At 61.5% G+C, this 11,504-nt stretch carries 10 protein-coding genes; 4 read left to right on the top strand and 6 right to left on the bottom strand.

Going from position 1 to position 11,504, the window contains the following annotated elements:
- Positions 1 to 19 precede the first annotated feature (19 nt).
- Positions 20 to 757: a peptidoglycan editing factor PgeF gene (gene pgeF / locus IFT76_RS12080; protein ID WP_192058546.1), complete on the bottom strand. Its 738-nt coding sequence runs from the start codon at positions 755 to 757 to the stop codon at positions 20 to 22.
- Positions 754 to 1,716, bottom strand: coding sequence for a 23S rRNA pseudouridine(1911/1915/1917) synthase RluD (rluD, locus tag IFT76_RS12075; RefSeq protein WP_122475306.1), 963 nt, complete (start codon positions 1,714 to 1,716; stop codon positions 754 to 756). The genes pgeF and rluD overlap by 4 nt, the downstream gene beginning before the upstream one ends.
- Positions 1,717 to 1,866: 150 nt before the next feature.
- Here rluD and IFT76_RS12070 point away from each other — a divergent pair, with 150 nt between their 5' ends.
- The 4 genes from IFT76_RS12070 to IFT76_RS12055 all read left to right on the top strand — a co-directional run bounded on the left by IFT76_RS12070 (position 1,867) and on the right by IFT76_RS12055 (position 6,169).
- A complete protein-coding gene (locus IFT76_RS12070) occupies positions 1,867 to 2,889 on the top strand; it encodes an outer membrane protein assembly factor BamD (RefSeq protein WP_185795218.1) in 1,023 nt (340 codons plus the stop codon).
- Positions 2,890 to 3,001: 112 nt separating this feature from the next.
- Positions 3,002 to 3,235, top strand: a complete 234-nt coding sequence (locus tag IFT76_RS12065; protein ID WP_122475309.1) for a PP0621 family protein — start codon at positions 3,002 to 3,004, stop codon at positions 3,233 to 3,235.
- Positions 3,225 to 4,820 carry a sensor histidine kinase gene (locus IFT76_RS12060; RefSeq protein ID WP_446731066.1) on the top strand — a complete coding sequence of 532 codons (1,596 nt, stop codon included), beginning with the start codon at positions 3,225 to 3,227 and terminating at the stop codon, positions 4,818 to 4,820. Before IFT76_RS12065 ends, IFT76_RS12060 begins: the two co-directional genes overlap by 11 nt.
- Positions 4,821 to 4,822: 2 nt before the next feature.
- Complete coding sequence (locus IFT76_RS12055) at positions 4,823 to 6,169, top strand: sigma-54-dependent transcriptional regulator (protein ID WP_192058544.1); 1,347 nt, start codon at positions 4,823 to 4,825, stop codon at positions 6,167 to 6,169.
- Between the two features lie 209 nt (positions 6,170 to 6,378).
- Here the strand turns inward: IFT76_RS12055 and thiO are convergent, their stop codons facing one another.
- From thiO to IFT76_RS12035, 4 genes are read right to left on the bottom strand one after another with little or no spacing between them, the layout of a single operon-like run.
- Positions 6,379 to 7,479, bottom strand: a complete 1,101-nt coding sequence (gene thiO, locus IFT76_RS12050) for a glycine oxidase ThiO (protein ID WP_192058542.1) — start codon at positions 7,477 to 7,479, stop codon at positions 6,379 to 6,381.
- A gap of 20 nt (positions 7,480 to 7,499) precedes the next feature.
- Positions 7,500 to 7,895: a type IV pilin protein gene (locus IFT76_RS12045; protein WP_192054754.1), complete on the bottom strand. Its 396-nt coding sequence runs from the start codon at positions 7,893 to 7,895 to the stop codon at positions 7,500 to 7,502.
- Between the two features lie 8 nt (positions 7,896 to 7,903).
- Positions 7,904 to 11,017 carry a pilus assembly protein gene (locus IFT76_RS12040; RefSeq protein WP_446731101.1) on the bottom strand — a complete coding sequence of 1,038 codons (3,114 nt, stop codon included), beginning with the start codon at positions 11,015 to 11,017 and terminating at the stop codon, positions 7,904 to 7,906.
- Positions 11,001 to 11,504, bottom strand: coding sequence for a pilus assembly PilX family protein (locus tag IFT76_RS12035; RefSeq protein ID WP_446730995.1), 504 nt, complete (start codon positions 11,502 to 11,504; stop codon positions 11,001 to 11,003). The genes IFT76_RS12040 and IFT76_RS12035 overlap by 17 nt, the downstream gene beginning before the upstream one ends.

The raw sequence follows: 11,504 nt of genomic DNA, 5'->3' as shown, positions 1-11,504 counted from the left end.
GGGGCCATCGGCTGCGAAGCTAGGGTTCCAGCCACACCAGTGAAGCGAATCGCCCGGTGACCGACGCGCGACGATAGGAAAAGAACAGCTCATCTTCCACGGTACACATCCCCCCGCCATACACCGCCGTCACCCCCACCGCAGCGAGGCGAATCCGCGCCAAGGCATAGATATCAGCCAGGAACTTGCCAGGCGCAGCACCTGGCACGAATGCCTCACCCGCTTGCGGGTGGGTGACCATGAACGCCTCACGCACCTCGGCGCCGACCTCGAACCGACGCGGACCGATGGCTGGCCCCAGCCAGGCCATCAGTTGCCCGGGCGGTTCCTGGAAACCATCGACAGTGGCTTCCAGCACCCCGGCCGCCAACCCGCGCCACCCGGCGTGGGCCGCTGCCACGCGGGTACCTGCCCGATTGCAGAACAACGCAGGCAGGCAATCGGCAGTCATGGCGGTGCAGGCAATGCCGGGGGTGGTGGTCCAGCTCGCATCCGCCTCGAGCACGCGGCTCGGGTCGGCCTCGACCACACGGATCCCATGCACCTGGTTCAGCCAGGCCGGCAGGATGCCGAAGTGGGCAGTCAGACGCAGGCGGTTCTGCACCACGCACTGTGGATCGTCGCCCACATGCGCGCCCAGGTTCAAACTGGCATACGGCGCCGGGCTGACGCCGCCTTCACGGGTGGTCACGCAGGCCCTCACCGACGCCGGAGCCGGCCAGTCGGGAAACAGCAGGCCCTGCGCGAACGTGGTCACCCGATGAAGGCCTCACGATCCTGCTTGAGCAGCGACAGCAGCCAGACGAAGTCGTCGGGCAAGGGCGATTCCCAGCCCATGCGCTCACCGGTCGTCGGATGATCCAGCTCGAGGAAGCGCGCATGCAGGGCCTGGCGCGGGAAGGTTTTCAGCGCGTCGACCATGGTGGCGCTGGCCGCAGGCGGAATGCGGAAGCGGCCGCCGTAGGCCGGATCGCCCACCAACGGAAAGTTGATGTGCGACATATGCACACGGATCTGGTGGGTCCGACCGGTTTCCAGCTTGACCCGCACATGGGTGTGGGAGCGGAAACGCTCGAGCACGCGATAATGGCTGACGGCTTGCTTGCCGCCCTCCATCACCGCCATGCGCTGGCGCTGCTGGCCGTGCCGACCGATCGGCGCGTTGATCTTGCCGCCTGCGGTAACCACTCCGATCACGATGCATTCATAGATGCGGCTGACCGAGCGGCTCTGCAGTTGGGTCACCAGCTGCGTCTGCGCCTGAATGGTCTTGGCCACCACCATCAGACCGGTGGTGTCCTTGTCCAGGCGGTGGACGATGCCGGCACGCGGCACGTTGATGATGTCCGGCACGTGGTGCAGCAGTGCGTTGAGCAGCGTGCCGTCGGCGTGGCCGGCGGCCGGATGGACCACCAGGCCGGCCGGCTTGTTGATGACAAGGATCTGGTCGTCTTCGTAGACGATGTCCAGATCGATGTCCTGGGCCACCCATTCACCTTGGGCTTCCTGTTCGGCATTGAGCTCGAGCAGGGCACCGCCATGCACGGTATCGCGCGGGCGCAGCACGCCCCCGTCCACGGTCAGGCGGCCCTCTTTTATCCAGGCGGAAAGGCGCGAGCGCGAGTGCTCAGCGAATAATTGGGCGGCGACTTGGTCGAGGCGTTGTCCGCCCAAATCGGACGGTACCTCTGCGCGAAGTTGTATGATCTCGGACATGCTCGGACTAGGCGGCGGCACAGCCTTTGGTTTCGGCTGCACGCTTGTGGTTAAATACGGCGTCTTTTGCCCCGGTGGTTCCACGGGGTGCTCATCATAACAGGACGGCCACGCCCGAGACAGCGGCCGTTTATAGGGACGCTAGCCGCCATGCAAGTGAAACACCTGCTGCTGATCGCCATCCTCGGATTCACCGCGGCCTGTTCTTCGACCAAGGAAGTGGTCGATGAAAACCTCAGCGAAGTCGAGCTGTACCAGCAGGCGCAGGCCGACCTGGACAACAATAGCTACACCAGTGCTACGGCCAAGCTCAAGGCGCTGGAGTCGCGTTATCCGTTCGGCCGCTATGCCGACCAGGCGCAGCTCGAGCTGATCTACGCCAACTACAAGAACTCCGAGCCGGAAGCGGCGAAGTCGGCTGCCGAGCGTTTCATTCGCCTGCACCCGCAGCACCCGAACGTCGACTACGCCTATTACCTCAAGGGCCTGACCTCGTTCGACCAGGACCGTGGCCTGGTGGCGCGCTTCCTGCCGCTGGACATGACCAAGCGTGACCCGGGTGCTGCCCGCGACTCCTACAACGAGTTCGCCCAGCTCACCAGCCGCTACCCCAACAGCCGCTACGCGCCCGATGCCAAGCAGCGCATGATCTACCTGCGCAACCTGCTGGCGTCCTACGAGATCCACGTGGCTGACTACTACCTGACCCGTCAGGCCTACGTCGCTGCTGCCAACCGTGGCCGCTACGTGGTGGAAAACTTCCAGGAAACGCCGTCCGTCGGCGACGGCCTGGCGGTGATGACCGAAGCCTACATGCGTCTGCACCTGGACGACCTGGCCGCGACCAGCCTCGACACCCTGAAAACCAACTACCCGGATCACCCGAGCCTGGAAGACGGCAAGTTCGTGCCCCAGCAGGACGAAGCGGACAACCGCTCGTGGATCTCCAAGGCCACCCTGGGCTGGATCGGCAACAACACCGACCCGCTGCCGCCGGGCGAAACCCGCGCCAACCAGGATGTGCAGCGTCAGTATCAGGAAGCGCGCGACGCCATTCCGAAAGAACTGCTGCCACCTGAAGACGGCGGCACCGCCGACCAGCAGCAGCCAAACGCCGAAGAAGGCAAGAGCCGTTCATGGTTCAGCTACGCCACCTTCGGTCTGTTCGACTGAAGCTGGGTTGCATTGAAAAAAGGGGCCTGATGGCCCCTTTTTTTTCGCCGCTTGCTCCGCATCGGGCGCGCTCCTACACTGCGCCATCTCCCCTGGCAAAGCTGACCATCCCATGATTCGCCTGATTTTCTGGATCGCCGTCGTGTTCGCCGCCATTTGGCTGTGGCGCAAATTCAAGAACCCGGCGCGCGCGCCTCGCCAGGATGACAAGCCGGCATCGCTGAGCATGGTTCGATGCGCCCAGTGCGGCGTGCATCTGCCAGAAGACAGCGCGCTGCGCCGCGACAGCCACTGGTATTGCAGCAAGCCGCACCTGGAGCAAGGGCCCGGCAACGGTGCCCGCTGAAGCGCAGTTTCTCGGCGGCGCCCAGGCGCAGCGGATGCTGCGCCTGTACCACCTCTACCGCTTGACCATCGGCCTGTCGCTGGTCCTGCTGATTTCCAGCAACATGGACAACCGCCTGCTGGAAGTGGCCGATGGCGAACTGTTTCGCGCCGGCAGTTGGCTGTACCTGATCCTCAACATCCTGGTCGTGGTGCTGATGGGCAACCCGCGCAGGGTGTTGCCGGTGTTCAGCCTGGCCACTGCCGACGTGATCATGCTCGCGGGCCTGTTCTACGCCGGCGGCGGTACACCCAGCGGTATCGGCAACCTGATGATCGCCTCGGTGGCCATGGGCAATCTGCTGCTGCGCAACCGCCTGGGCCTGTTGATCGCCGCGCTGGCCACCATCGGCATCATCTACCTGACGTTCTACCTGAGCATCTCGCGCCCCACTGCCGCCAACGACTACCTGCAGGCCAGCACTCTGGGTGTGCTCTGCTTCGCCGTGTGGTTCGTGGTTCAAGGCCTCAGTCGCCTGCTGCGCACCAGTGAGAACCTGGCCGAGCAGCGCGCCAGCGACGTCACCAGTCTGGAAGCCCTGAACGCGCTGATTCTGCAGCGCATGCGCACCGGCATCCTGGTGCTGGACACCGAACTGCGGGTGCAACTGGCCAACCAGGGCGCCTTGGGGCTTTTTGGCCGCATGACACTTAATGGTGAGCTGATCGCCGTCCACTCACCCGACCTGATCGAACGGTTGCTGCAGTGGCAGACCAACCCTGCCCTGCGCGTGAAAAGCCTCAAGTTCTCCCCTACCGGGCCGTCGATCCAGGCCAGCTTCATTGCCCTGCGTCGCGGCGGTGAACAGCAGCAGACCCTGGTGTTTCTCGAAGACCTGTCGCAGATCGCGCAGCAGGCCCAGCAACTCAAGCTGGCCGCGCTCGGCCGACTTACGGCCAGCATCGCCCACGAGATCCGCAACCCGCTGGGCGCCATCAGCCATGCCGGGCAATTGCTGCAGGAATCCGAAGCCCTGCCGGTAGCCGACCGGCGTCTGACGCAGATCATTCAGGATCAATGCAAGCGCATGAACCTGATCATCGAGAACGTGCTGCAGCTGTCGCGCCGGCGCCCCAGCGCACCGCATCCGCTGGACCTCAAGGCGTGGCTGGAAAACTTCGTCAGTGACTTTCGCACCACCGCGCGCCCGGGCCAGCAACTGCACATGTACGTCAGCGACGGCACCCTGGAAACCCGCATGGATGCCAACCAGCTGACCCAGGTATTGAACAATCTGGTGGAAAACGGCCTGCGCTACAGCGCCCAGCAACAGGGTCGCGCGCAGGTCTGGTTGAATCTTTTCGTGGAGCCGACCGACGGCCTGCCGATCCTCGAGGTGCTGGACGATGGTCCGGGCTTTGCCGCCGATCAGTTGCAGCACATGTTCGAGCCTTTCTTCACCACCGAAAGCAACGGCACCGGGCTGGGCCTGTATATTTCCCGCGAGCTGTGCGAAAGCAACCAGGCCCACCTAGACTACAGAGCACGTGAAAAAGGGGGCAGCTGCATGCGCATCACCTTCGCCCACCCGCGCAAACAGGGATGACTATGAGCGCCAGGCAAAAAATTCTGATCGTGGATGACGAGCCGGACATCCGCGAACTGTTGGAGATCACCCTCGGCCGCATGAAACTGGAAACCCGCAGCGCACGCGACGTCAACGAGGCCCGCGAATGGCTGGGGCGCGAATCGTTCGACCTGTGCCTGACCGACATGCGCCTGCCCGACGGCACGGGTCTTGAGCTGGTGCAGTTCATCCAGCAGCGCTACCCGCACCTGCCGGTGGCGATGATCACCGCGTTCGGCAGCCTGGACACCGCCATCAATGCGCTCAAGGCCGGTGCCTTCGATTTCCTCACCAAGCCGGTCGACCTGCCGCGCCTGCGCGAGCTGGTCGGCACCGCGCTGCGCATGCCGGCGCCCGCCCCGGTCGGCAAGGAACCGAGCATCGACCAACGCCTGCTCGGCGATTCGCCACCCATGCTGGGGCTGCGCAAGCAGATTGGCCGGCTGGCGCGCAGTCAGGCGCCGGTCTACATCAGCGGTGAGTCGGGCAGCGGCAAGGAGCTGGTCGCCCGGCTGATTCACGAACAGGGACCGCGGGCGGATCGACCGTTCATTCCGGTCAACTGTGGGGCCATCCCCGCCGAGCTGATGGAGAGCGAATTCTTCGGCCATCGCAAGGGCAGTTTCACCGGTGCCACCGAAGACAAGCCGGGGCTGTTTCAGGCGGCCAATGGCGGCACGCTGTTTCTCGACGAAGTGGCCGACCTGCCGTTGACCATGCAGGTGAAGCTGCTGCGCGCCATCCAGGAAAAGGCCGTGCGCGCCGTGGGTGGGCAGACCGAAAACGTGGTCGATGTGCGCATTCTCAGCGCGACCCACAAGGACCTCGCAGCCGAGGTGGCGGCGCAGCGTTTTCGCCAGGACCTCTACTACCGACTCAACGTGATCGAGCTTCGCGTGCCCTGCCTGCGCGAGCGCCGTGAAGACATTCCGCTGCTGGCTGCCAGCGTGCTGGCACGCCTGGCGCAGGGCAGTGGCCTGCCGCCCGCGCAGTTGACCCCAGCGGCACTGGAAACCCTCAAGGGCTACCGCTTTCCCGGCAACGTGCGCGAACTGGAAAACATGCTCGAACGGGCCTACACCCTGTGCGAAGACGATCGCATCGAGGCGAGCGACCTGCGCCTGAGCGAAACGGCAGTCAGCGTGGAGTCCGGCGAACCCAGCCTGGCCCAGGTCGACAACCTGGAAGACTACCTGGAAAGCGTCGAGCGCAAGCTCATCCTGCAAGCGCTGGAAGAAACCCGCTGGAACCGCACGGCAGCAGCGCAGCGGCTGAACATGTCGTTCCGCTCGATGCGCTACCGCCTGAAAAAGCTGGGCCTGGATTGATTCCCTGCCACCGCGTCAAACCCGGACGCGGCTCGCGCCGCTGCTACAGGGTTTGTGTGGTGCGCCTAATGAACGCGGTGGGGCCGGACGCGGCTTGCGCCGCTGCTACAGGACAACGGGATCCCCGTAGCAGCGGCGCAAGCCGCGTCGGCGGTGTATGCAGTGTGCCTGAATGAACGCGGTGCGGCCGGACGCGGCTCGCGCCGCTGCTACAGGGGGATGCGGTTTTGCGGCGCGTAGGGGGCTGGATCGATCACGGCTTCGCGACCCAGCAGCAGGTCGGCCAGCAGGCGACACGACGCTGGCGCCAGCACCAACCCATTACGGTAATGACCGCAGTTCAACCACAAACCCGGATGCCGCGGCAGCGCACCAATGAACGGTACCCCATCCGGCGACCCCGGACGCAACCCAGCCCACTGCTGCACCGGCGTGGCCTCGGCCAGGGCCGGCAGCAGATCGACCGCCGAGGCCTTCAAGCTGTTCAGCGCCTCTACCGTTGGCGTCTTGTCGAAGCCCGCATGCTCCAGCGTGCTGCCGATCAATACATGCCCATCGCGACGGGGAATGGCATAGCGCCCCTTGGCCAGCACCATGCTCGGCAAAAAATCGGCTGCACATTTGAACAGGATCATCTGCCCCTTCACCGGCTCCACCGGCAAGTCGATGCCCAGGGTCTGCAACAACTCACCGCTCCAGGCACCCGCGGTCAGCACCACCTCGTCGGCCAGCACCTCCCCCTGCGCTGAATGCACGCCGACCACCCGCTGGCCATCGAGCAAAAAACCCTGCACTTCACACTGCTCGCGCACCGTCACGTTGGGCATCGCCGACAAGGCCGCTTTCAAAGCCTTGATCAAGCGTGGATTGCGCACATTGGCGACATCGGCCATATGGATCGCGCGCCCGAACCCGGGCCCCAGCACCGGCACTGCCTCGTAGGTGGCTGAAATATCCACCGCCGCCAGTGGCCGACCATTGGCCCGTGCCCAGGCAAGCGCCTCGGCTTCATCGTCCAGGTCCAGCCAGTACAAACCGGTGGTGTACACCTGCGGATCGATGCCCGTATCGACGGCCAGGCGCTGCCCCAGGCGCGGATAGAAATCCTGCGACCAATGCGCCAACGCCGTAACCGCCGGGCTGTAGCGCCAGGGATACAGCGGCGAAACGATGCCACCGCCGGCCCAGGAAGACTCCTGGCCGACCGCGCTGCGGTCGATCAGGGTAATGCGACCCACATGTGCAGCAAGATTGTAGGCCGTCAGCAGGCCCATCACACCGCCGCCGACAACCAACACATGGTCAGACATGAAACGATTCCAAAGAAGGCTCAGCGGCCCCAGCAGGTGGCAGAGGTGTTGCCGGCAGCCATGCCGGTGTTGGTCCGCGCGCCGGTTTGATTGATGACGAAACTGCCGCACTTGTCACCGACCATCATGCTGCCGGGCTTCGGCGCGGCCGTCAGGCTGAACGTGGTGGCGTCCTTTGCCGTCACGATGTTGTACCAGGCATTGCCCGCCACGTCGGGCACGTTGGCGTAGCTGCCGGTCCGTGTGAACCCCCTCTCGAAATTCTGCGCACCTTCGGCCAGCACCTGGCCGATCTCCACCCGGTGCGTGCGCTTCACGTACTCGGTGTAGCTGGGGTAGGCGATGGCGGCAAGGATGCCGACGATGGCGACCACGATCATCAACTCGATAAGGGTGAAGCCTTTTTGCCTGCGCATACGGACACTCATTGTCGTTGTTGCCACATGATACGGCGGTTCGGGGAAACCACCTGTTGTTTAGGAGATCCGCCGCCACTGCCTGTCGTAGAGTCACCCGTGCTAGGCAGTTGGATAGCAACCATGTCATTCCCATTGGAATCGACATAAGAGATCATTGATGCGGTATTGATCAAACCTCCCGATACGATCATTCCCGCAGTTGCCTCAGTACCGTTCAGGATATTGAAATTCGTGATCATCTTGCCATTTTCGGCGTTCACTTCCATCAGCTTACTTGACCCAGCGCTCGAACACGGGTCCGAAACGTCAAGAATAGCGGTAGTGAAAAAAATGTTACCGTCGATCAACAAGGGTGGATAAAGCACCCGCTCCCCTGTCGATGTGGTGCCGTAGGTCAGCGGCATGTACCACCCCTTGCGGGTGTTGTAGTCCACCTCATTCTGGCTGGTGTAGACCTTGGTGCCGGTGATATTGGTGATGGTCTGGCGTTGTAGTAACGACTCGGTGTAGTTCGCGGTCGAGCCATTGGCGTCGACGATGGCGTAGAAAGCCTGCGTCGTAGTTGTAGTTTTGTCCGCCACCTCGTTGAGCTTGCCTGTACCAAAGAAGATGATCTGCCGGCCCAGAGTATAATTGCCTATGGTTGGCTGTGCGGTGATAGCTTGGGTCGCGCCACCCGAAGCCGTGAACAGTGGCGTATTGGCGAACCCGACCACGCCGTTCGTGGTACTGGTGAAATCAAATTTCCACATGCGCCCTTTCAGATCGCCACCATAGGCGTACTGAATAACGCCTTGGCTGTTGATGTCCAGCGCTACCGAGGACAGACCGTTGTCGGTTTCGCCTGTTGTAACGATCGGGGTCTGGATCTCTTTGATCAACGCGCCGGTAGCCAGATTGATCACAAACAGCGACGCGCGCCCCGTCGTACTGCCGTAACCGTTCGAGATGAAGGCTGCCCAGGTACCGTCTTTCAATCGGGCCACTTCCGGCTTGCCATAGGCATAGCCCATGTTGCTGTAGCCCGTGGTGTTACTGTTGATTTCCCAAAGGGCACGGGTGGTATTGCTACCACCGGCTTCAAACAGCTGCAACGCATAATAAGCCCTGCCGCCAGCCCCTACGCCGCCCAAAGCCAGCGTTTTCCAGCCGTTGTTGATTTGAGCGTCTGCGACAGTCAACTGACCGTCATTCAAGAACTTATGGCCAACACCATTGATATAGTTGGGGTTGGCTACTGCGTTCAAATTGGCCAACGTGGTAGATGGCAGATAGGCATAACGCCTTGTGCCATCGGTATTCAAAACGTTGGTCATCCCATCATTGCTGTTGACAACCAGAGCGGGGTTCATGCTCGCAGCCTTGGTCCCAAGGTACGTGGTATAGCTGAAATCGCCTGTCGTGTCGGTAGTGGTAATGGCAGTGGGCGAGGCATACACCAAGGGTGAGTTGATGATGTCGCCCAGCAATACCGAGCGCGTCTTCAGCCCGGTCTTGTTGGTGCCTTTCGTCCACTCGATCAGGTCATTGGCGGTAACTGGATTGAGGAGAGTGTTGAGACTCGATGCACCGACGGCCAGGGTAGCGATCTGGGCAGGAGAGAAATTCAGCAATGATAGTGCGATGGGCTGGCTGGTGAGTATGTTCCACGACTGAAAAATCGTAGTCCCGGCCGACTTAACCTTGTCATCCGTGCTCCATACCGCCGTTGCGCCTGGATTGCCTGAACTGTCCAGGTTATAGGCGCGTACCGTACCGCGCCAGTCGGTCGGGTCGTAGAATGTTTGATAGTACTGCGAAGACGCTGTGAGATTGACCGAGTTGACCGAACCGCCCCCGCCTGAACCAGCCTTGGAAGCAATATCGTTAAGCGCAGCGGTCAAGGCAGCGCTCAAGCCTGCAGCATCAGTGGCTTGATAGTATTTGCCCTGCCCATAACCGGTCTTTTCAGCCGCATCTTTCAGCATCTGATTGTCGGCAGCGAAGCCTACTGTGTAAGTGGACATGTTCTGCTTGGGAAAATCCGCAGCATCCCAGCTCTTGCCGGCGGTATCTGTCCCGCCGGACCGCATGTCAATATCATTGGCAAACTTGGCGATGTCATCCAGGTACAACGTGTCACCCTCACCGTCACCAGTCAGATTATCGCCATCATTGCTGCTGTCACCGTCCCAGTTTGGCAGCCTTGATCCCCCGAGTGGGTCATTGGTGGGGAAAGTGCGGTCATAAGTAGGCAGGCCGTCAGTGATCACTACCCCGTAGTTCTTTTGGCAGCGGTACTGGATAGGGCTGGTGTAGGTATTGGGCGTGCTGTTGTAGTAAGGCGTCATCCCCCTGAAATAACGCGTCACCTCGTAGTAGGCTTCCGCCAACGGTGTGTTGGCGATGGCGCCTAGGTCGCCGATGGCATTGATCAATGCGTTGTAGTTGCTGTTAGCTTGGGCTGTGGTGGTAGAACTGTTGGCGCTCAAGTCGGCAATCGCGCGGGGAATATTGCCACCCGGGCCTGGGTTGCCGGGAGCCGGCGGGTTAAAGGTGGCCAGACCGATACGCAGGTTGCGATTGGCGTTGACCAGCGCGGTCGCCGCGTCTCGTGCAACGTTGATCCGATAGTCTCCGGGCACCGTTGTGTCGGCAATGTAGTCACGGCTGGTGCTGCCGCTCGGCAGCCGGTCAATCAGGTAAGAGATGTACCGTGATGAATAGCGGGTGCTGCCGTTGCCCACCGGATCCGGGAGGCGCAGGCAATACACCGTGTTGGTACCTCGCGTGAATCCCGAATAACCGAATGAGCATCCACCCCGGTTGAAACTGCTGTAGAACAGATTTTCACTGTCCATGTCGATGTTTGTGACACTGAATCGGTCGCAGAACGTGGCGTAGTAGCAGTTATAGATCGTTGGACGACTGGTAGCCTGATTGAAGTCGGCTGTGCGGATCAGGTTATTCATACTACCGGAGTCATCCACCAGCAACATCACATTGGGCGTGACCGACCCCGAGCTGAGCAACGGAGAGTCCGCTGGTGCGAAGGCATACAGCGGAGCACTGACGTACAATCCAGCAAGTATCCCGGAACAGAACTTGATCACGCCGCGCATTCTACTGCTGCTTGGCATAGACACTCTCCAGCACCGTTCGCGAAGTACCCTGGATGCCTACCCCGGTAATGCGATACAGCTCATAGAATTTTTTGGTGGTGTTGATTGGCGAACCACTTGCAAGAATCGACGGGTTGTTGGTGGTACCCACTTTCTGAATGGCGTAATAGCCAGACCCGGACTGCACCCAAACCACACCATTGGCGGCAATATAGTTGCTGGTGCCAATGGTATTGGCGTTGGTCGGCGGGGCACAGGTAACTGCGGTATTGCAGAAAGTCAGGGTGTAGGCTTCTGGCTTCACTGTATTTTCGCCAATGCGCAGCATGGCTTCGGCTATCTGGAACGAGCCGTTGCGCAGGGTCACGCTGCCTGCCATCTTTTCCTGCAATGTCGCGTTCTGCATCGACGACACGCCGATCAAAGTCAGCAAGAGCAGAAAGACCAGGCACACTACCAACGTCATCCCACGTTGCGTGCTCGTTGCGCTGTAATGGGTGTGCAT

The organism is Pseudomonas sp. CFBP 13727 (genome assembly GCF_014841915.1).
In the GTDB taxonomy this organism is placed as follows: domain Bacteria; phylum Pseudomonadota; class Gammaproteobacteria; order Pseudomonadales; family Pseudomonadaceae; genus Aquipseudomonas; species Aquipseudomonas baltica.
The sequence above is the reverse complement of the archived record's forward strand: the minus strand, read 5'-3'. Positions and strand labels throughout refer to the sequence as shown.

Bases quoted from the DNA above. Each gene is read 5' to 3' on its own strand.
- rluD (WP_122475306.1), bottom strand. From the start codon at position 1,716: ATGTCCGAGATCATACAACTTCGCGCAGAGGTACCGTCCGATTTGGGC.
- IFT76_RS12070 (WP_185795218.1), top strand. From the start codon at position 1,867: ATGCAAGTGAAACACCTGCTGCTGATCGCCATCCTCGGATTCACCGCG.
- IFT76_RS12065 (WP_122475309.1), top strand. From the start codon at position 3,002: ATGATTCGCCTGATTTTCTGGATCGCCGTCGTGTTCGCCGCCATTTGG.
- IFT76_RS12055 (WP_192058544.1), top strand. From the start codon at position 4,823: ATGAGCGCCAGGCAAAAAATTCTGATCGTGGATGACGAGCCGGACATC.
- thiO (WP_192058542.1), bottom strand. From the start codon at position 7,479: ATGTCTGACCATGTGTTGGTTGTCGGCGGCGGTGTGATGGGCCTGCTG.
- IFT76_RS12045 (WP_192054754.1), bottom strand. From the start codon at position 7,895: ATGCGCAGGCAAAAAGGCTTCACCCTTATCGAGTTGATGATCGTGGTC.
- IFT76_RS12040 (WP_446731101.1), bottom strand. From the start codon at position 11,017: ATGCCAAGCAGCAGTAGAATGCGCGGCGTGATCAAGTTCTGTTCCGGG.
- IFT76_RS12035 (WP_446730995.1), bottom strand. From the start codon at position 11,504: ATGCACACCCATTACAGCGCAACGAGCACGCAACGTGGGATGACGTTG.